Origin of the sequence: Nocardia sp. NPDC050713, assembly GCF_040654315.1 — a bacterium.
Lineage (GTDB): Bacteria > Actinomycetota > Actinomycetes > Mycobacteriales > Mycobacteriaceae > Nocardia.
In genome coordinates, this window is sequence record NZ_JBFAHS010000002.1 from 472,770 (window position 1) to 492,381 (window position 19,612).

Below are 19,612 nucleotides of genomic sequence, written 5' to 3' on the forward strand. Positions count from 1 at the left end.
TGACAGTGGGCGGCAAACGGAGAGCGCACCCGGAGATGAAGCCGTTCATCGACGAGTTGAGCGCTGCCGCCCTACGCGCTGAAAAGAAGCACGGGCGCGTGAGTCGCGCGCGAATGGCGGAGCAGCTCAATCTATCTCCCGGCAGTGTCTACGCCTATCTGAACGGCACGACACTGCCGCAGACCGAGATATTCGACAGGTTGCTCCAGAAGTTGCATATTTCCGGCAGCGATGCCAAGCGGCTGATCGACCTGCGTGACGCGATCGACATCGCGCGTCGAGGCGAGCACGTGCGTGCCGAGGCGCCGATGCGGGAGGTGCCGCAGCATCCCGACCTGCCGCGCGACATCGCGGTTCTGCACGGCCGAGAGCGCGAACTCGACCGGGTGATCGCGATATCGGGTGATCGAGACGGCGGTGCGGTCTGTGTACTGTCGGGTCTCGGCGGTGTCGGTAAGACCGCTCTCGCGGTTCGCGCGGCCCGTGTTCTGCTGCCCCGGTTCCCCGACGGCTGCCTGTTCGTGGACCTGCACGGTTACGCCGCCGCGCCGGTCGTGGCGCCCGAGGTAGCCGCGGGCGCGCTCCTGCGGCAGATGGGCGTCGCTCCCGAGTCCGTTCCCGCCCCGCCGGATTCGCGGCTGGCACTGTTGCGTGAGAAGCTCTGTGCGGGAAGCTATCTCGTGGTGCTCGACAATGTCCTGGATTCCGCCCATGTCGCGCCGCTGCTGCCCGCCGCGGGTGCGTCCGCGATACTCGTCACGAGTCGCAGCACGCTCAACGGCCTCGACGATGTCGACCGAGTACAGATCGCGCGACTGGCGGATTCGGATTCGGAGGCTCTGCTGGATCGCCTGACGAGCGGGCTTCCGGTCGAGCGTGCACCGAATCCCGAACAGCGCGCGGCGATCGCGAGGCAGTGCCATGGTCTGCCCGTCGCCGTCAGGATCGCCTCGGCGATCCTGCGCAGCGAGATGTGGCCAACGGCTCCGGCCGGACGCGGCGAGACCAGAGTCGATCTGGAGATGCTGCACGACGGCGATCGTGATGTCGAGACGCTGTTCGAATACTCCGTGGGCCGCCTGCCACCCGATTCCGCGCAGGCATTCACGCTGCTCGGCCTGCACCCGGGACCGAGTTTCGACATCGAGAGCGCGGCGGCACTCGTGGGCATCGAACCCCCGGCCATGTGGCGACACCTGCGCACGCTGGTCGAGGTGAGTCTGCTCGAAGCATCCGCGCCGGGACGGTACCGATTCCACGACCTGTTGCGCGCCTTCGCGCGACGCCGCGCCGCCGCCCGCTGCGACGCGGTGACCTCGACCGAGGCCATCACCCGCCTCGTCGACCACTACACCATGTTCGCCGACGCCGCGGACCGGGTCCTGACACCGTATCGGCACCGCTCCAAGATGGCGCCTCGCTCGCCTCGCATCCCCGAAACGGCATCGACCTACCCGGAGGCCGTGCGGGCGATGACCACCGAGCGTGACAATCTGGCCGCCGCGGCGCGCGCAGCGTTCGAGCACGGACTCGACGAACAATGCTGGCAGATCGCCTTCGCGGTGCGGGGATTCGCGTTCATCATCAACGACATCGAGCTGTGGACCGAGACCCATCACCTGGCCGCGGCGGCCGCGGTGCGGACGGACAACCAGTATGCGGAAGCCGTCACCTGCAACAATCTCGGTCTCGCCCTCATGACCACCGGTGACCACACGGCGGCCGCGGTGCTGTACGAGCGGGCCCGGGCATTGTTCGTGCGTCTCGGTGACCGACACGGCGAACACACCGCGCTCGCCCACCAGGCGTGGGTGCACGTGCACCGGCGGGAGTTCGAAGAGGCGCTGAGACTTAGTATCCGCGCACTCGAATTCGTCGACATACACGGCGCTCCCCGCAACAAGGCCATCCTGCTGCGCGACACCGCGCTCATCGAGGTGAGTCTCGGCAAGTGCCTCGACGCCCTGCCGAGACTGCTGGAGGCGTTGGAGATGTTCAGGACATTCAATCTCTTCGTCGACGAGGCCATGGCCTTGAACGTGCTCGGCGACGCCTATCTGGTCCTGGACGATCTCGTGGACGCGCGCGAAGCCTTCGACCGCGCCACCGTCCTCGGGCACGCGGCCGGCAGTCTCGTCGAGCAGGCTCGTGGCCACGACGGGCTCGGGAAGGTCGCTGCCGCCCGGGGGGAATGGACAGTCGCACAACAACACTGGCGTACCGCGATCGTCATGTTCACCCAGGTGCGCGACACCGCCCGCGTGACGGAGATCGCGGCCCGAGCAGACGCCGTCGAGTCTCGCGACGATCGCGGATGCGATGACACGCCGACGGCTACCGCGCATCCACAAGGCTCGTTCGATCGAGGGTAGGGAATTCGGCGATCTCATCGGCGGCACGCGCTGAAATTGTCTGTAATCGTCTGAACGACAGCGGCATCCGAAAACGGCCACAGCAGAAATATCCTGGATCCGTTCCTTCGCGACGGCGCAACCCGGGTCGAGCTCCCTCGCTCCACCACATCGGTGTCGGCGCCCGTGGAGCCTCGAGTATTGCTGTACGACAGGGAGAGTCAGCGCATGCCTGTAGTCTCGTTCGTTCGAACTGACGGGCAGAGCCCAGTTCGCCGAACCCGCGGGGTCGTGTGAGCACGGTCGCCGCGCTCATCACGGCCGTGACGACCATCGCGGTCGCCGGCCTCGCCTACTTGCTGAACCAGCGCGGCCAGATCGCGCAAGAGCGCAGGCAGGCGCGACTACGCAGGGTGAGCAGGCAGATTCGTGAGCTCTACGGGCCGCTGCACGTGATGGTCGATATCAACGAGCAAATATGGGAGAAATTGCGCGAATCACATCTACCAGCCTCGGCCCGCCGCCGTCCGGATCTCGCCACCGACAGTTGGCGGCGGTGGCGTGACCACGCCTTGATGCCGGTGAACAGGGCGATGCGCGATCTGATCGTCGAACACGCCGATCTCGTACCGGAATACGACGTGCCCGAACCGCTGCTCAATTTCTGTTCGCACGTCGCGGCAGTCGAGGTGCAACTGGCGGCCGAATCCGACAGCGTGTACGTGCATCCCCTGGTGCCGCATCCCGGCGCGGCATACGTGCAGTATGTGCGCGACACTTTCGGACGGCTCAAAGCCGAACAACAGAAGTTGGGTTGGACGTTGGACCAATAATCGGTCCGCGGTCCAGCGACCGTAGCGCATCCCGCTTGCCGTGGATACTTCGAGCATGCAGTGAAACAAAGCCGACCGCTCGGATTCTCATTGCACGAGCGGCATTCGGACGTGAGGTCCGACGTCCCGGACAATTCGCCTTTCGGTTGCGAATCGACGAATACTCGCGTATCGATTGAGCCCGAAACTGCGACGTCGGCACTACTGCCGCGACTGGGGACCACTACCGCCATTCGATCAGGACTGGAGCCTGCCTTGGATTTCACCAAAGAGAAGCGATCGCGGTGGGTGGCCGCAACAACGGTGCTGGCCTTGGCGGTCGTCGCTCTGTCGAATGCCGATGGCGCGCTGTCGTTCCTGGAACGGCTCGCATCGGATGCCTCGGCGTCACCATCGGCGACTCCGGCGGACAAGGAGGCGCTGCTCCCCGGAACTTCGCCCGCCACCACCACTTCCGTCGCACCTTCGACGAGTGCCACTTCTTCGGCGCCGAAGACATCGGTGCCGAGTTCGGCGGGTGTGCCGAGTGCGGGCGCGACGAACTCCGATGGCCCGACGCCCTCGGACGGCTGGTACGAGCTCACCGCGTACCAGTCCGTGGCCTGGAACAACGGATTCGACCCGGTCGATCCGGTTCTCATCGGTTCGGCGAGCTTCCCGAGCAGTATCGTCGGCTACTACCCATCCAGTTCGTCCGACCCCATGAACCGCGCGACCTGGATGGTCGGCGGCAAATGTGATCGCTTCTCGGTGTGGATCGGCAAGGATGCCGAGTCCGCGTCTTCCGCCGGTGTGGGTCGCTTCGTGGTCAAGGCTGACGATCGCGAGGTCTTCGCCGACGAGATGTCCATGACGGATGCCGCCCGGGAGGTCGACATCGATCTCTCCGGTGTGGTGCGGCTGACGTTGTTCGACACGAGAAAATCTCAGGACGCCAAGAATGCGTGGGGACGACCCCGGGTGCACTGCACGGCGCCGCCCGGACGTAGGCGGTGAGGGGGCGGAGAGCCTGCCCGCATCGGCGGCATCACATCAACCGAATCCCGTTCGAGCGCATCAGCTCCGCCTGATCCAGGCGCACCTTCTCCGCATACGAAAAAGGGGATTCAGGTCATGACTTCGTTCGAACAACTAAATGGGCCGAGTCGGGTTCACGGAATTCCTTGTGTCCCAATTGGTTCGAAAGCCGCACTGTTGCAGCAAATTTCCAACACAAGTGTGCGGATGCACTACACTGCCGACAATGGAAGAGAATATGGCTCCACGGATAGGCACGGTCGAAAGGGATCGCGCCCTGGCGCTTCTCAACGAACATCAGGCGGCTGGTCGTATCGATTACCGAGAATTCGATCTGAGGTCGCAGAAGATCGCCAGTGCGGTCACCCAAGCGGATCTGGATATCGTTTTCGCGGATCTACCCGCGCCTGCGAGTGCTCGACGTAACCCCTGGTTGCTTGCGGCTGCCGCGCTGGGGATTGTCTGCGTCGTGCTGATCGGCGCGGTCGTGGTGCTGGTCACGCAGAAGTCGCCTACCCCGGCGGGACGAGCGGCGGCGCCCGCTACCGCGGTCGCACCGAGCCCGAGTGTCGCGACCTCGGCCGCCGGCCTGCCGAGTGCACCCCAATCCGGCACGGCCACTTCGGTTTCGAAGACGGCGACCACTCCCACATCCGGCGCCCTGTCGGATGTGAGCACCGACGCTGTGCAGTATTTGATGGACTTCAAGACATTGTCCGGCGGCAAGTATTCGGATCTGGATACCGGGCCGAGCAAGGTGTCGGGAACTTCCTACAGTCGGTCGGTCATGCTCGATCCCTATTACAAGGAGCTGGCTTTCGTCGAATACGACCTCGGCCGCAAGTTCACTCGGCTCGACGGAGTGATGGGCGTGCGCGACGACTCGACACCCAGTGATATCGCCATGCAGTTCCAGATCTACGCCGACGGGACGCTCCTCACCGACGTCACTGTGAAACTCGGCGCCACGGTTCCGATCCATCTCGAATTCGACAAGCCGTTGCGGCTGCGTCTGCAAGTGACCGATATCAGCGGAGGTGATTGCGTCGGGGTATTCGGCGATCTCCGCGCGACACGGTAGACGAGCCGCGGGACCGGAAGGCTTGTCCTGATCGGAGGCATTTACGGCCGGAGGAGAGGGGCGCCGTGGGCGTGGGCGGCCGAAACTGAATGCGGCACAGCAACACGTCGCATCAGAGAGGACTCGCCTTGCCCACACCGACCATCGTTCTCGTCCACGGCGCCTTCGCCGACTCGTCGAGCTGGAACGGCGTCGCCGAAAGACTGCGCGCCGCAGGCACATCGGTGATCGCGGCCGCCAACCCCTTGCGTGGCCTCGACAGCGACGCGGCGTACATCGCCTCCGTCCTCGACTCGATCGAAGGCGACTGTGTTCTGGTAGGCCACTCCTACGGAGGCAGCGTCATCACCGTGGCCGCCGCGGGCAAACCGAACGTCACCGCCCTGGTCTACATCGCGGCCTTCATCCCCGACATCGGCGAGAGCGCCCTGGAACTCACCGACAAGTTCCCCGGCTCCACTCTCGGTCCGACCACCCGCTCGGCTACCTACCCACTGCCCGACGGCTCGACCGGCACCGAGCTCTACATCCGCCAGGATGCCTTCCACACCCAGTTCGCCGCCGATACGCCCGCCGCCACCGGCGAACTGATGGGCATCACCCAGCGCCCCGTCGCGCTCGCCGCTCTGCAGGAAGGCGCGTCGGCCACCGCGTGGCGCGAGCTGCCGAGCTACGCGTTGCTCACGACCGAGGACAAGAACATCCCGATCGAGGCGCAGCGGAACATGGCCGAACGGGCGAACGCGATCACGGTCGAGGTCACCGCCTCACATGCCGTCGCGGTCTCGCGTCCGTCGGACGTGGCCGAACTCGTCCTGCGAGCCACAGCTCGGCACTGACCTCCGTTCGCAGAGGCCGGGCCGCACGCTGAGCGACCGCTTTCGCTGCGTCTGCTGCGCAAGGCAGAAAGTCGCCAGCGTGACGGCATCGGCCAACCGAGCCGTGCGCCTGAAGGCCAACCACGGCACCGCCGGGGGAGGCCGCCGCCAAGTGCAACGGCATAAGCGGCGGGATGGGGGAGCACTCAGCGAGTTTTTCGCTCCGGCACCCGGGTATCGCAGGGGCATGTCCGAACGATTCGATGATCAATCGATGCCTGCCGACCACGGTCGAGACGACGTCTCACCCTCCGACGCGCCGGCCACGCGGAGGGTGCCCGCACCCCACCTCGCCATCACGATCTTGCTGGTCATCGCGGTAGTGCTCGTGCTCATCTGGTTGACGTAGAGGTGCGAGCCCACACCACGATCCGCGCGGCGTCGACACGAGCGGTGGCGAAGGATGAGGGATTGACCTCATCGCGGCAAGAGCTGGGTTTCGGGAAGTGGGGTCAGACGACGCGAGGCGCGTACATGATGACGGCGACTCCGATCAGGCAGATGGCGGCGCCGATCACGTCCCAGCGGTCGGGGCGGAACCCGTCCAGCGCCATGCCCCACAGCAGGGATCCGGCGACGAACACCCCGCCGTACGCGGCGAGGATGCGCCCGAAGTTGGCGTCGGGTTGCAGGGTGGCGACGAAGCCGTAGACGCCCAAGGCGATGACGCCCGCGCCGATCCAGGCCCATCCGCGGTGCTCGCGTACGCCTTGCCAGACCAGCCATGCGCCGCCGATCTCGGCGACGGCGGCCAGGGCGAACAGCAGTATCGAGCGCAGCACGGTCATGGGCAGAGCCTAAATGCCCGAATTCAGGCGGCCGTGGTCGTGGTGCAGCCGCAACCCGATCTCGCATCGCCTGTTCTGCCGCAGCCGGTGCGGCGACTGCGCAGCCGCGACCAGAGCAATCCGGCGACACCCATACCGATGAGCGCGAAGCCGAGCGGTTGCAGCCACGACAGGCTGACCAACAATGTGCCGCTGCCGACGACACCGGCCGCGATGAGCAGCGGGACCACGCAGCAGCCCAGGCACAGCAGGGCGCCCGCGCCGATCGGTGCCCACCAGCGACGACGCTTCGTTGTCTCAGCAACCACAGCGGCCTCCCGCGCGGGTCGTGCGATGACCGACTTCCGTATCGAAAGGCACCGGGCAGCAAGGTGATTCGCTGCACGCGAGCAGATCGTCGCATCCGGCGGCCAGCGCCGCGCGCAGGGTGTCGCGCACGGCGGTGAGTTCGGCGAGCTTGGCGTCGACCTCGGCCAGCTTCGCCGCGGCCCGGGCCTGTAGCCCGGCATCGGCTCGGCCGCGCCCGAACTGGGTCGCGTCGAGCAGGACCGCGACCTCGTCGAGCGTGAAGCCGAGCCGCTGGGCCGCCTTGATCACTCGCAGCACCGTGACGGACTGCTCCGGATACAGGCGGTGCCCGCCGAGGGTGCGCTCCGGCTCGGCGAGCAGGCCGCGGCGTTCGTAGTAGCGCAGCGTCTCGGTGTTCACCCCGGCCGCGGCGGCGAGTTCGCTGGTGCGCAACGCGGTCACCGCGCTCCGCCGATCGCGGTGACCGCGCGGGCGGCGAAGGCGTCGAGCACGTCGAGGTAGGTGTCGGGAACGCCGACGCCCATCACGAGACCGGCTTCGGTGGTGTCGAAGTCGAAGGTGAAGAACGAGCAGCAACTCGACTCCCGCGCCGCCAGATCACGGGCGGCCGGTTCGGCGGCCGGATCCAGCACTAGTTCGAGCCGGGCCGGGCTCGGTCGGCGGGCGGTGTGCACGGATTCGGCGAAGAAGCGGTCGAATTCGGCGATCCGGATCGGCTGTTCCGCGGTGGGAAGGGTGCACGCGTCCGGCACCCAGCCCTCGCTTCCAGGAGAAATCGTCATGTTCCGACGGTAAGCCTGGACCCCGGTACAGGATGCAACCCCGAATCACAATCCAATATTTTCTGAATACAGATTATGATGTACCGTTGCGCTATGGAGACTCTGCCGGCGCTGCACACCGACGCTCTCGCCCGGTTCGGGCATGCGCTGTCGGATCCGACCCGCACCCAGATCCTGCTGAACCTGCGCCTCGAGCCGGGATATCCGTCGGAGCTGGCCGAGCGGATCGGTGTCACCCGCCAGATCCTGTCCAACCATCTCGCGTGCCTGCGCGGGTGCGGGCTGGTGGTCGCGGTCCCCGAAGGCCGCCGCAGCCGCTACGAACTGGCCGACACCCGCATCGCGGCCGCCCTCGACGACCTGCTCGGCCTGGTGCTGGCCGTCGACCCGGCCTGCTGCCCGGACGCCGACACCGAAGGTTGCTGCTGATGGCTTCCCTCGGGATGCCCTCGTTCGAGGTCTCGGTCGGTCCGAGCCCGGATCGCAAGGCGGTGCTGGCGCGGCGGATCCGGTGGTTCGTCGCCGCGACCATTTCCTACAACGTCATCGAGGCGGTCATCGCGCTCACCGAGGGCGCGCGGGTGTCCTCGACCGCACTGATCGGGTTCGGCCTCGATTCGGTGATCGAAGTGTCCTCGGCCGCGGCGGTGGCCTGGCAGTTCGCCGGCCGAGACCCGGCGAGACGAGAGAAGCTCGCGCTGCGGATCATCGCGTTCTCCTTCTTCGCCCTCGCCGCCTACGTCACCGTCGAGTCGGTCCGCGGCCTGCTCGGTATCGGCGACGCGCGGCACTCGCCGATCGGGATCACCCTGGCCGCGGTCAGCTTGGTCGTCATGCCGGTGCTGTCGTGGGCGCAGCGCCGCGCCGGGCGCGAACTCGGATCCGCCTCCGCGGTAGCCGATTCCAAGCAAACCCTGCTGTGCACCTACCTCTCGGCGGTCCTGCTGATCGGACTGCTGCTCAACAGCCTCTTCGGCTGGTCCTGGGCCGACCCGATCGCCGCGCTCGTCATCGCCGCGATCGCGGTGAAGGAAGGCCGCAACGCCTGGAAGGGCGACACCTGCTGCGCCACACCGACCGCACTGCTCGGCACCGCGGGGACGAGCGAGCACGCCTGCGACTGCTGCGACGACTCCAGCGGAAGGGACCGCTGAGACCCGGCCTCCCCGCCGCCCAGTCGACCCAACGCTGTCATCGCTGGACGAGAGAGTGATTCTCTGACAAGAGCTTTCCGCCTTCTGATGTGGTCATCGGCCATTGCCGACCCCACTCGGGACGATCGAACCCGCGGGGTAGTGGTCGAGTGGCACGAGGTCGCGCGACCAGGCGGAAATGATCGGAGTGACCACCCGCCATGCCTGTTCGGCTTCGTCACCGCGGATGGACAGGACCGGGTTTCCGGTCAGGACGTCCAACAGGAGCCGTCCGTAGGCGGGAAGTTCCGGTGGTTGAATCGGCGCCGTCATGGTGAGCGGGACCAGGGTGCCCACGGTGGCTCCCACGACCGTGAGAGCGAGGGTGAGGCTTTCGGGGTCGAGCGTGAAACGCAGGATGTTCGGCGATGTCGATTCATCGTGACCGAAGGGCACGTGGGGTACGGGACGAAAGTGGACCGCGACTTCCTTGCGGTCCGCGCCGAGAGCTTTGCCGGTGCGCAGTACGAAGGTCGTTCCCGACCATCGCCAATTGTCGAGTGCCAGTTCGATTTCGGCGAAAGTCTCGGTGCCCCGTCGCGGGTCGACGCCGGGCTCGTCGGTGTAGGAGGGGACGCTGCGATCGCCGATCGTGCCTGCGCTGTAGCGGGCTCGCCGCGTGCGGTGCGGTATGTCGTCGTCGGTGAGGGGACGTATCGACCGCAGCACGTCGACCTTGCGGTCGCGCAGATCACGCTCGGACAGCGTGATCGGTGGTTCCATGGCCACCAGGCACAGCAATTGCAGGAGATGGTTCTGCACCATGTCCTCGAGCGCCCCGACGTTGTCGTAGTACCCGGCCCTGCCCTCGACGGTGAGCGTCTCATCCCAGGTGATCTCGACTTTGGCGATATGGGCGCTGTTCCACAGGGATTCGAGCACGCGATTGGCCAGCCTGCTGCCGAGCAGGTTCTGCACGGTCGTCATGGCGAGGAAGTGGTCCACCCGGAACACAGCCTGTTCCGGCACCAGGTCCGACAGCAGCTGGTTCAGTGTCTCGGCACTGGCGAGGTCGACGCCGAACGGCTTCTCGAGCACGATCCGGCTGCCGTCGGGCAGGTTCGTGTCGTGCAACGTCCGAATCGCCGTGGGGAACAGTCCGGGAGCCAGCGCCAGGTAGACAGCCACCGGACCGTCACCGGCGATCGCTTCGGCCACCTCGAGCGGGTTCTGGATGTCGGCTCGCCGGTATCGCGCGGCGGCTGTGACCGCTCGTCTGGCATCGCCTGCCGTCTTCGCGGCGTGCTGGTCGAGTTGGTCGGCAGCCCATGCCCGGAATTGCTTGTCGTCCCAATCTTTCAGATCGACGCAGACGAGTTGGCAACTCGTGTCGAGCTTTCCGGTCTCGTGCAGTGCGGCCAGTCCCGGCAGGAGATAGCGTCCGGTCAGATCGCCTGTGCCGCCGAAGATGACAAGTCGTTGGATCATCGTCGATCCGCCTTCGCGCGTGCGAGATTCACGCCACTGGCGATGACGCCGATGTGGCTGAACGCCTGAGGGAAGTTGCCCATGAACGCACCGGTCGTTGGGTCGATCTGTTCGGAGAACAGACCCAGGGTGCTGGCGCGGTCGCACAGTGAGTCGTAGAGCTGCTCGGCTTCCTCGATACGGCCTTGCATGGTCAGGTTGTCGACCAGCCAGAAGCTGCACAGGACGAAGGCGCCCTCGTCGCCCGGCAGGCCGTCGGGTGATTCGTCGTGCCGGTATCGATACAGCAATCCGTTTCCGGCGCCGAGGCGATCGGCCACGGCCGCGGTTGTCGCCACCATGCGGGGATGATCGGCGGGGACGACATGCCGTAGTGGCAGCGCCAGCAGGCTGGCATCGAGGGCGCCGCCTCCGTCGAGATGTGCGCTGAGCGTTTGCGCGCGATCGTCCCACGAGCGTTTCAGGATGGATTCGCGGATCTGAGCGGCGGTGGCGCGCCACGTGCCGACGGGCCCGGGCAGAAAGAAGCGTTCGCCGATCGAGGCGGCTCGGTCCAGCGCGACCTCGCACAGTGCGGCGCTGTAGGTGAACGCGCGGCCTGGGCTGCGCACTTCCCAGATGCCTTGATCCGGTTCCTCCCATGAACGACCGGCCGCATCCGCCAGTCGCGCCAGGCTGGCCCACAGGACTTGCTGTATCTCCCCGCCGGAGCGCAGCCACTGGTCGGCGCAGTCGAGAATCTCGCCGTAGACGTCGTGCTGGCGTTGGTCGGCTGCGCCGTTGCCCCAGCGGACGGGAGCCGAGCGCCGGTAGCCTTCCAGATCCGCGGCCTCGGTCTCGTCGGGCACGGGGTCGCCGTCGATGTCGTACATGATGCGCGGCCCGTTGCTGCGTTCGAACGCGTCGAGAACCCATCCGAGGAACGCGTCGGCCTCGCCGTCGAAACCGATGCGGCGCAAGGCATACACGGCATAGGACGCGTCGCGAATCCACACATAACGGTAGTCCCAGTTGCGGATGCCACCGATCGGTGCGGGGAGCGAGGAGGTGGGTGCGGCGACGACGGAGCCGTTGACCCAGTGGTCGCACAGTTTGAGGGTGATCGCGGCACGCCGGACCAGAGGTTCGCGCGGGCCGTCGTAGCTGCACCCCGTCAACCAGTATCGCCAGGCGCTCGCGGTGTCGTGCAGCATCGACGAGGCGTCGAGACGGTGGTGGCGGTGGAACCGTCCCCAGGACAACACCAGGTCCAGCCGTTCTCCCTGTTCCAGGTCGGTGCTGCCGTGCAGGCCGGTCAGCGGCAGGTTGCCGCGCAGATGCAGCCGTAGGCCCGGTTGTGACTTCGCGCGGATCTCGAGACCGCTGAACACCGGTCTTACCTCGCCACCGCCGCGGGGTGAGACGTCCACGTTCAAACGGACGTGTCCGTCGATGACCACCGCGGAGCGCACGAGTTCGGCGCGGTTGGCCGGAGCGTCGTCGCGCAGGTCGGCGCCGGAGCGCAGCACCATCGCATCGGTCAACCGGACGACCCCGGTCGCACAGCGCATCTCGGTTTCCAGTACGCCGGTGTCGGGTTGATACCGCTGTCGGCCTTCGAGCAAGTTCGCCGGTGCGACGGTGAACGAGCCGCCACGTGCGTGATCGAGCAGTCCGCAGAACAGCGGTTCGGCGTCGAACCGGGGAATGCACAGCCAGGGGATCGTGCCGTCCACACCGGCGAGGGCGGCGGTCGCGCCGTCTCCGATCAGTCCGTAGTCCTCGAGCGGGAGATAGCCGTCTCGATGACGAATCGGTCTGAATGGTGGATCGGGATCGTGCATCTCGGCTCTTTCCCGGAAGAAGGCAAGCGAAGTGGCGGCGGTCCTCAGCCGAAACGAATCAGCACCTTCACGACATCGTCGAGCTTCTGGTCCGAACCTCGAACGCCCTGCTCCATGTCGTCGAAAGCGAACTCGTGTGTCGTCGTAGGCGTCGGATCGACCTCACGGCATGTCGACGGCGAATCTTCGCAAATTTAGCAGCTTTGCACCGGGTCACCAACGATTGTTATCACCACGCGATCTCCGCTATCGCAGTCACCGCCCGTGCACGAAACTCGGATCGAATGACGTCGAGACCGGCACCCGCCGCTCGGGGCGGAAGGCTCCTTTCGCCGCCCGTCACGAATGGCGGCAAACGGTGACAGAGGAGTTCAACCTCTCAGGTCGCGGCGGGTGTAGCCGTACAGTCCGATCGTCACGGCCACGACCGCGATGGCGGCGAGGGTGAGGCTCGCTCCCCAGTCGGGTGCGGTGTCCGGTACGGCGGCGAGGTGCGCGAAGGGGGAGATTTCGCGGACCCAGCCGGGCGCACCGATGCTCTGGGCGACGACGTCGAGGAGGAACCCGCCGACGACGGGCACGGCGCCGATCGGACCGACGGCCTCGGGGAACCAGCCCAGTGCCAGTGCCGCGGCGCCGAGCGCGAGCACAGCGACCGGGGCGGCGTTCGCGGCGCCTGCGATGGCCTCGGGCAGGCTCAGCGGCGCACCGGTCAGTACCGCACCGACCCACATCGCGACCGCCGCGGTGAGCAACAGTACTGCGAGACCGCCTGCGGTGACGATGATTTCGGTTCCCGCCGACCGGTAGCGCGGCAGCGGAAGGGCGTGTAGGGCGGTCCAGCGGCGCGCCTTCTCGTCGGCAGCCATGGTGGTGATGCGGGTGGCGGCGTAGAGCCCGGCCGGGATGGAGAGCAGGGCGAACATCGCCGCGGCGAACCCGGTGGCCGAATCGAGGCTGCCGAACCCGGCCGTCGCGGCGAGTTCGGCGAAACGCGGGTTCTCGGCGAAGAATTCGAGGATCGAGGAGATCAATGCGCCGATGAGCAGGAAATAGGCGGCGATCCCCACGCCCCAGCCTGTGGTGGGTGCGAGGGCGCGCCGAATGGCGAAGCTGTGCACCGAGCCGAGCAGTCGGGTGCGGGCGGGCTTGGTGTCGGACAGGGTGACCAGGGCGCCGCCGAGATCGCGCCACCGGGCGGCGACGATCGCCGCCGTAGCGGGCGCGATGGCGAGTACCGCCAGGACGTACAGCGGTTCGATTCGGTTGTGGGCGTACGGGGCGACGCGGGCGGCGAGCCCGAAGGGGGTGAGCCAGGCGGTCCACGCGAGCGCGGGGACACCGTCGGCGAGCATCCGCAGCAGCAGGCTCGCCCCGAGGACGGCCGAGGCGAGCCCTGAGGCCGCCGCCCGCGTCGGCAGCAGTTGCGCGGCCAGCAGCCCGACGCCGGCGAAGGTCACCGTCGATCCGAACACGCACAGTGCGTGCAGGAGCGCTCCGGTGGGGTCGGTACCGGTCACGACCAGACCGGCTCCGACTCCCGTCGCGATCACCGCGGCGGCCAGACACAATGTGCTTGCGCAGCGCACGACCAGGTCCATCGGGCGTAGCCTGCCGCCGAGCAGCAGGTCCCAGTGCCCGGCGTCCTCCTCGCCGCGAGTCAGGCGGGTGGCGGCCAACAGTGCCCACATACCGCACAGCACCAGCACCGGGGTACCGGTGCGCCAGACGGTGAACCCGCCGGGATCGTCGAGGGCGAGCGGGGCTCCGAACAAGATTCGCACGGCGGGGTTTTCGGCCAGTGCGCGCAGCGCGCCGGCGTCGATGCTGTCGGCGAAGGTCGTGCGGTATTGAGCCGCGACGAGAGCCGACAGGCCGGTGGCTGTGAGCGCCACGATCGCCGCTGCGCGCCGCGCTTGGCGGCGGGTGAGCCGGGCCGCCGCCCGCCCGGGTGCGGAGAGCCGCACTGGCTGTGGCCGGACCGTGGTGGCGGTCATCGCCGTGCCTGCCCGTAGTAGTCGAGGAAGATTTCCTCGAGGGTGGGCTCCCGAGACGACAGCGCCGTCACTTGCGCTGCGGCGAGCGTGCGCAGCGCGGGCGCGGGCGGCCCGGACAGGGTGAACCGCATGCGGCCCTCATCGAGCACCTCGACGGCCTCGACACCGTCCACCTGGTCCAGCGCCGGCGCCGCGCCCTGGTAGGCGACCTCGACAATCGTGCGGTGCAGTCGGCGCAGCTCGGCCAGTGTCGCGATCTCCACCAGTCGCCCGGCGCGCAGGATCGCGACCCGGTCGCACAGCGCCTCGACCTCGCCGAGCTGGTGCGAACTCAGGAAAACCGTCTGCCCGCGCTCGCGTGCTTCGGCGACACACCGACGGAACTCGCGCTCCATCAGCGGGTCCAGCCCGCTCGTCGGCTCGTCGAGAACGAGCAGCGCAGCGCGGGAGGCGAAAGCGGCGACCAGAGCGACCTTCTGCCTGTTGCCGGTGGAGTAGGCCTTGCCGGGCTTGTCGACATCGAGGTCGAGGCGGTCGATCAGCTCGGCGCGATAGGACAGGTCGATGCCAGGGCCGACGCGGGCGAGTAGCTCGAGCGCCTCGGCACCGGTCAGAGACGGCCACAACGCCACATCGGCGGGCACGTAGGCGAGGTGGCGGTGCGCGCGCCGCACATCACCGGCGTCGGCACCGAACACTCGTACGGTGCCCGCGGTGGGTCGGATGAGGCCGAGAATCAGCCGGATAGTGGTCGACTTGCCCGCTCCGTTGGGTCCGAGGAAGCCGAACACCTCACCTGGCCCGACGGTCAGGGTCAGGTCGTCGACCGCGATGGTGCGGCCGAAGCGCTTGGACAGATGCTCGATCGAAATGGCCGCGCGCGTATCGACGCGTGCGGGCAACGCCGCTGTGGACATGGAAGCCCTTTCGAGGTCGGCGGATACGACACGCCGACCAGACTTCCCGGCTCACCTGAGTAAAAGGTACTCCGCTGCCGCGGTCGTGGCAGGTTTTCGACGATCGGTGCGCGCAGCGATCCGGCGTCCACACCACCGTTGCCGGGGCATCGCCGAGGCGCTGAATCTCCGGAATGCGCCACGAGCCGCTCGATTGCCCGGCACAATTTCGATGGACTGCCCCGTATCAGATCGAACGGCTCGGCTTCGAATCCACAATCCACATGTCGCGAGCGCGCCGAGTCCCGGGCCGGTAGACGACATCGCAGTCGTGTCACAGCGAATTCAAGTTGTCAGAGATGGTCAGCGCTTTGCCCGCCCAACGATGAACGGTGCTCACCTGGGCTCCGAACGCGAATCGACGACTCGACCAGAAGGAGATGACGTGATCGCCAACCGACGTCGAATTACCCGCTCCGCTCTCGTCGCCGGGACGGTGGCCGCGAGCATCATGCTCACCGGCTGCAATGACAACGGCAACGACACCGCAGACGACACCACGATCATCACCACACTGCCCGTCACCACGACACAGCCGACCACCTCCCCTGCGACATCGCCGACGACGGGTGCCGAAATCAGCTCCGAAGCCAGCCAGCAGTTGTGCGACATGATCCAGCCCGAACTCGACAACTGGCGCGACCAGGGTTCGACTATCGCCAAGACCAGTTTCAACGGAACCGTGCAGAACTGGGCGGCCCGCAACGAGCTGACCGACGACGTCGTTCAGGACAAGACGATCGTCGACACGGTCACCACGCAGACCTGCCCCGACGTCCGGCAGCAAGCACTGGAGGTGCTCGAGGTTCCGGACCTCGCCGACGCGCTGGTGGGATTCGGCGGATAGCCGCCGGTCGCGCAGCGGCTGTGGACCCACCTGCGGTGATCGTGCGTACCGCGGTGGGCAAGGGGTAGGCGCGGTGTAAGCACCTACCCCCACGAATGGAGGCGTCATGAGGGACGTCGATGACACTGTTCCCGCCGACCGCGGCCGGCGGCTGCGAATTCCGCGTAGCCGGGGAGCCCTCGGCGGGCTCGCGGTGCTACTGCTGGGCGCCTGGGGTGCGCTGATCCCGTTCCTCGGGCCGTCCTTCGACTTCGCGTTCACTCCGGACGAGCCGTGGGTGTGGACCGCGGCGCGTGGGTGGCTCGAAGTACTGCCCGGCGCCGCCGCGGTCATCGGCGGACTGCTCATGTTGGTGAGCCGCAACCGTCTGGTGGCGAGCTTCGGCGCGTGGCTGGGGGTGGCGGCGGGCTTCTGGTTCGTCATCGGGCCGGTGCTGGCGGGCCCGTTGGGAATCGGGGATGTCGGTGACCCGGTCGCCACGTCCGACTGGAAACGTGCCGTGCTGCAACTGACCTACTTCTACGGTCTCGGTGCGCTGATCCTCTTCTTCGCCGCGACCTCGCTGGGCCGATTGTCGGTGCGAAGCGCACGCGACATCGCCTTCGCGCAACGTGAGGTCGATACCAGAGCCGCTGCCGAAGCGGACAGGCAGCGCCGCCCAGCCGACACACCGAGGCCCGGCGAAACCGCACCGTGGTCCACTCCCGCGACGGAGCCCCGGCCGCATGATCCCGGGCCGTACCGCGGCTGAGAGAACGCAAAAGACAGTGCCGCCCCGGAGTTGTCGTGCGGTTGCCCGTGGCGCTCTACGGTGGAGATATGACCGCCTTGGAGTATCGGCATGTGCTGGTCGCGCGGGACGGCGACACCGTGCGCATCACCATGAACCGGCCGGAACGGCGCAATGCGCTGTCGGGTGAGCATCTGGCCGAACTGCTCGCCTCGTTCCGCGCCGCGGGCGAAACCGACGCCACGGGGATAGTGCTCGGAGCGCACGGTCCGGTCTTCTCCGCGGGACACGATTTCGCCGACGTCGCCGCCCGCGACCTGCTCGGCGTGCGGGAACTGCTCACGCTGTGCACCGAACTCATGTCGACGATTCAGTCGGTGCCGCAGGTGGTGATCGCCCGGGTACACGGACTGGCCACGGCCGCGGGCTGCCAGCTGGTGGCCTCCTGCGATCTGGCCGTCGCCGCCGAATCCGCCGGTTTCGCGCTCCCTGGCGGCAAGGGCGGCTGGTTCTGTCACACTCCCGCGGTGCCGGTGGCCCGCGCCGTCGGCCGCAAGCGGCTGATGGAGCTGGCCCGCACCGGCGACCCGATAGATGCCCGTACGGCCGAACAGTGGGGCTTGATCAACCGGGCGGTGCCGGACGCCGAGCTGGACGCCGCCGTGGACGAGTTGCTCGCCCGCGCCACCCGGGGCAGTCGGGCCTGCAAGGCACTCGGCAAACGCACCCTCTACAGCCAACTCGACCGCCCCGAAGCGGACGCCTACGCCCTCGCCCTGGAGGTCATGGCCGCCGCCGCGCAAGTTCCCGGCGCCCGCGAAGGGATGGCGGCCTTCCTGGAGAAGCGCCCACCTGTCTGGCGTGACTAGCAACTCGGCGGTGTGAGCGCGCTGTCAGCCGAGCGCCGCCTGCATGGCCACCCCGTCGACGTAGGAATGCTTCTCCTTGACGGCGCCGTCCTCGACCAGGACGTAGTCCGCGAGGTCGACCTGCACGCGATTGCCGGTCGCCGAGGTCCCGGTCAACTGCCACTGCACCACCCAGAAATCGTCTCCGACGCGCAACGAGATCAGGTGGAAGGTCAGGTCGGGAACCAAGGCGAAGGTCCCTGCCGCGGCCTGGCGGATGGCCGCGCGGCCTCGGGCGGGTTCCTGGCCCGAGTGCAAGTGGAACACCGAGTCGGGGGTGTGGAGTTCGATGATTCGGTCCGGGTCGCGGTCCGCCCAGCACGCGTGGTAGCGCTCGAACAATTCGTGTGTGGCAGTGGTCATGAGGGCCAACTCCGATCGCTGTAGCAGTAGTTTTCGTCGATATGACCTGAAAGGTGTTCCGCGAGGGCCACTCTGGACGCTGTGACCGATCAGGGACTTCAGTGTCGCGGGGAGCCGTCCGTCGTGGCGACGGGCGCACGCCTCCACTTCGGGCACCTCCGTTGTGCGCGCGCACAACGAGCGCTAGGTTCACGACAGTGACCCAGGACATACCCGCCGAGCACCCGCGCCTCCTTCGCGAGCTGCGCGCGGATCTGGCCGCGATCTCCGAAATGGTCACCGCCAGAATCGAAAACGACGACGGGGACTACGGCGACGCCGCGCTCGATCAGCACGAATTGGCCGCCATCGTGTCCGAAAGCCTCGCGGCGTTGCTGGACGCGCTTGGCGGAGAGCCGTATTCGCTCGAACCCGCCCGAGGCGCTGGACGCCTCAAGGCCGAGCGAGGCATTCCGCTGGACAGTTTGCTGCACGCCTTCCGTCTCGCGGGCCTGGCGTTCTGGGAGATCATCGTCGAACGCGCCGATGACGACGACCGTCCCGAGCTACCTCAGCTGTCCACGCGGATGTGGGCCACCGTCGACGAGTATTCCGTCGCCGCGGCCGACGCCTACCGGCGTGTAGTCGTCTCCGGGGCCGAACAACCCGATCAACGGTTGCTGCGGGCGCTGCTCGATCCCGGCTTCCCGCCGACGCAGCGTGCGGACCTTGGCCGAAGGATGCGCCTGCCCGCCCGAGCCACGTACGTCGTCCTGGTCGGCGACATTCGCCTCGTCGCGACCGGAGTCGCCACCGTCCGCACCCGTCTCGCCGAAGACCGAGTCACCCTTGCCGCCGCGGTCTCGCCGGTCACGCTCGACCGCGCGCTGCACGCCGTGCGCGCGCGAGCCGGTGCGAGCAAGCCGTTCACCGACCTCGCGGCCACGCCCACCGCACTCGACCAAGCGCGCCTCGCGTTCCGATGCCTGAGCGAGGCGGACACCGGAATCCACACCTATGCCTCGTCCCCGGCGCGCGCGTTGATCGCGGCGAACCCCGGACTCGCCGCGGACGTCCTCGCGGATGCGCTCGCCGCGTTCGATCGACTCCACCCCGACGACGCCGATGCTCTCCTGCGAACCGCCCTGGCCTGGTACGAACTCGGCGGCTCCACATCGGCGGTGGGGGAGCGCCTGCACCTGCACCGCAACACGGTCCTGCACCGTCTCAAGCGAATCGAGCGACTCACCGGCGCGGCCTTCGCGGCGCCCGCCGACGCGGCGCTGCTCTATCTGGCGCTGCAAACTCGGCTGCTTCGCGCGCCCGGCGACCAGACATGACCCGATCCG

21 protein-coding genes are annotated in these 19,612 nt (G+C 67.4%); 11 read left to right on the forward strand and 10 right to left on the reverse strand.

The window, feature by feature from the left end:
* The first annotated feature begins 98 nt into the window (after nucleotides 1-98).
* From AB0H49_RS05585 to AB0H49_RS05605, 5 genes are all read left to right on the forward strand, one after another.
* A complete protein-coding gene (locus tag AB0H49_RS05585; RefSeq protein WP_357247503.1) occupies nucleotides 99-2,372 on the forward strand; it encodes an NB-ARC domain-containing protein in 2,274 nt (757 codons plus the stop codon).
* Between the two features lie 272 nt (nucleotides 2,373-2,644).
* A complete protein-coding gene (locus tag AB0H49_RS05590; RefSeq protein WP_357247506.1) occupies nucleotides 2,645-3,184 on the forward strand; it encodes a hypothetical protein in 540 nt (179 codons plus the stop codon).
* Between the two features lie 255 nt (nucleotides 3,185-3,439).
* Nucleotides 3,440-4,180 carry an NPCBM/NEW2 domain-containing protein gene (locus AB0H49_RS05595; protein WP_357247509.1) on the forward strand — a complete coding sequence of 247 codons (741 nt, stop codon included), beginning with the start codon at nucleotides 3,440-3,442 and terminating at the stop codon, nucleotides 4,178-4,180.
* Between the two features lie 247 nt (nucleotides 4,181-4,427).
* Nucleotides 4,428-5,282 (forward strand): DUF1707 domain-containing protein, encoded by an 855-nt coding sequence (locus AB0H49_RS05600; protein WP_357247512.1) that lies wholly within the window; start codon nucleotides 4,428-4,430, stop codon nucleotides 5,280-5,282.
* A gap of 128 nt (nucleotides 5,283-5,410) precedes the next feature.
* Entirely contained in the window at nucleotides 5,411-6,121 is a 711-nt protein-coding gene (locus AB0H49_RS05605) for an alpha/beta hydrolase (protein WP_357247515.1), read from the forward strand.
* Nucleotides 6,122-6,367: 246 nt separating this feature from the next.
* Here AB0H49_RS05605 and AB0H49_RS05610 read toward each other — a convergent pair whose 3' ends face one another.
* The 5 genes from AB0H49_RS05610 to AB0H49_RS05630 form a co-directional block, all read right to left on the reverse strand.
* Nucleotides 6,368-6,496 carry a hypothetical protein gene (locus AB0H49_RS05610; RefSeq protein ID WP_357247518.1) on the reverse strand — a complete coding sequence of 43 codons (129 nt, stop codon included), beginning with the start codon at nucleotides 6,494-6,496 and terminating at the stop codon, nucleotides 6,368-6,370.
* 116 nt (nucleotides 6,497-6,612) lie between these two features.
* On the reverse strand, nucleotides 6,613-6,948 hold the full coding sequence (locus AB0H49_RS05615) for a YnfA family protein (RefSeq protein ID WP_355001455.1): 336 nt from the start codon (nucleotides 6,946-6,948) through the stop codon (nucleotides 6,613-6,615).
* Between the two features lie 23 nt (nucleotides 6,949-6,971).
* The gene (locus AB0H49_RS05620; protein ID WP_357247521.1) at nucleotides 6,972-7,256 is read right to left on the reverse strand and encodes a hypothetical protein; all 285 of its coding nucleotides are present in this window, start codon (nucleotides 7,254-7,256) and stop codon (nucleotides 6,972-6,974) included.
* Nucleotides 7,246-7,698, reverse strand: a complete 453-nt coding sequence (locus AB0H49_RS05625) for a MerR family transcriptional regulator (RefSeq protein ID WP_357247524.1) — start codon at nucleotides 7,696-7,698, stop codon at nucleotides 7,246-7,248. The genes AB0H49_RS05620 and AB0H49_RS05625 overlap by 11 nt, the downstream gene beginning before the upstream one ends.
* Nucleotides 7,695-8,039, reverse strand: coding sequence for a hypothetical protein (locus tag AB0H49_RS05630; protein ID WP_355001452.1), 345 nt, complete (start codon nucleotides 8,037-8,039; stop codon nucleotides 7,695-7,697). The genes AB0H49_RS05625 and AB0H49_RS05630 overlap by 4 nt, the downstream gene beginning before the upstream one ends.
* A gap of 93 nt (nucleotides 8,040-8,132) precedes the next feature.
* Between AB0H49_RS05630 and AB0H49_RS05635 the strand changes: the two genes are divergently transcribed.
* Nucleotides 8,133-8,468 (forward strand): metalloregulator ArsR/SmtB family transcription factor, encoded by a 336-nt coding sequence (locus AB0H49_RS05635; protein ID WP_357247527.1) that lies wholly within the window; start codon nucleotides 8,133-8,135, stop codon nucleotides 8,466-8,468.
* Nucleotides 8,468-9,193 carry a cation transporter gene (locus AB0H49_RS05640; RefSeq protein WP_357247530.1) on the forward strand — a complete coding sequence of 242 codons (726 nt, stop codon included), beginning with the start codon at nucleotides 8,468-8,470 and terminating at the stop codon, nucleotides 9,191-9,193. The genes AB0H49_RS05635 and AB0H49_RS05640 overlap by 1 nt, the downstream gene beginning before the upstream one ends.
* 93 nt (nucleotides 9,194-9,286) lie before the next feature.
* On the opposite strand, the gene AB0H49_RS05645 is transcribed toward AB0H49_RS05640, so the two are convergent.
* From AB0H49_RS05645 to AB0H49_RS05660, 4 genes are all read right to left on the reverse strand, one after another.
* Nucleotides 9,287-10,660, reverse strand: coding sequence for a glucose-6-phosphate dehydrogenase (locus tag AB0H49_RS05645; RefSeq protein WP_355001449.1), 1,374 nt, complete (start codon nucleotides 10,658-10,660; stop codon nucleotides 9,287-9,289).
* Nucleotides 10,657-12,483 (reverse strand): glycoside hydrolase family 15 protein, encoded by a 1,827-nt coding sequence (locus tag AB0H49_RS05650; protein ID WP_357247534.1) that lies wholly within the window; start codon nucleotides 12,481-12,483, stop codon nucleotides 10,657-10,659. The genes AB0H49_RS05645 and AB0H49_RS05650 overlap by 4 nt, the downstream gene beginning before the upstream one ends.
* A 371-nt stretch (nucleotides 12,484-12,854) precedes the next feature.
* The gene (locus AB0H49_RS05655) at nucleotides 12,855-14,480 is read right to left on the reverse strand and encodes a polyketide antibiotic transporter (RefSeq protein WP_357247539.1); all 1,626 of its coding nucleotides are present in this window, start codon (nucleotides 14,478-14,480) and stop codon (nucleotides 12,855-12,857) included.
* Nucleotides 14,477-15,397, reverse strand: a complete 921-nt coding sequence (locus AB0H49_RS05660; protein WP_357247543.1) for an ABC transporter ATP-binding protein — start codon at nucleotides 15,395-15,397, stop codon at nucleotides 14,477-14,479. The genes AB0H49_RS05655 and AB0H49_RS05660 overlap by 4 nt, the downstream gene beginning before the upstream one ends.
* 424 nt (nucleotides 15,398-15,821) lie before the next feature.
* On the opposite strand from AB0H49_RS05660, the gene AB0H49_RS05665 reads away from it, so the two are divergent.
* The 3 genes from AB0H49_RS05665 (at nucleotide 15,822) to AB0H49_RS05675 (ending at nucleotide 17,882) form a co-directional block, all read left to right on the forward strand.
* Nucleotides 15,822-16,283, forward strand: a complete 462-nt coding sequence (locus AB0H49_RS05665; RefSeq protein WP_355001444.1) for a hypothetical protein — start codon at nucleotides 15,822-15,824, stop codon at nucleotides 16,281-16,283.
* 106 nt (nucleotides 16,284-16,389) lie between these two features.
* Nucleotides 16,390-17,034 carry a hypothetical protein gene (locus AB0H49_RS05670; protein WP_357247547.1) on the forward strand — a complete coding sequence of 215 codons (645 nt, stop codon included), beginning with the start codon at nucleotides 16,390-16,392 and terminating at the stop codon, nucleotides 17,032-17,034.
* A gap of 68 nt (nucleotides 17,035-17,102) precedes the next feature.
* Nucleotides 17,103-17,882: an enoyl-CoA hydratase-related protein gene (locus AB0H49_RS05675; RefSeq protein WP_357247549.1), complete on the forward strand. Its 780-nt coding sequence runs from the start codon at nucleotides 17,103-17,105 to the stop codon at nucleotides 17,880-17,882.
* A gap of 24 nt (nucleotides 17,883-17,906) precedes the next feature.
* Here AB0H49_RS05675 and AB0H49_RS05680 read toward each other — a convergent pair whose 3' ends face one another.
* Nucleotides 17,907-18,284, reverse strand: a complete 378-nt coding sequence (locus AB0H49_RS05680; protein ID WP_357247552.1) for a nuclear transport factor 2 family protein — start codon at nucleotides 18,282-18,284, stop codon at nucleotides 17,907-17,909.
* A gap of 197 nt (nucleotides 18,285-18,481) precedes the next feature.
* On the opposite strand from AB0H49_RS05680, the gene AB0H49_RS05685 reads away from it, so the two are divergent.
* The gene (locus AB0H49_RS05685; protein ID WP_357247555.1) at nucleotides 18,482-19,603 is read left to right on the forward strand and encodes a helix-turn-helix domain-containing protein; all 1,122 of its coding nucleotides are present in this window, start codon (nucleotides 18,482-18,484) and stop codon (nucleotides 19,601-19,603) included.
* Nucleotides 19,604-19,612: the final 9 nt, after the last annotated feature.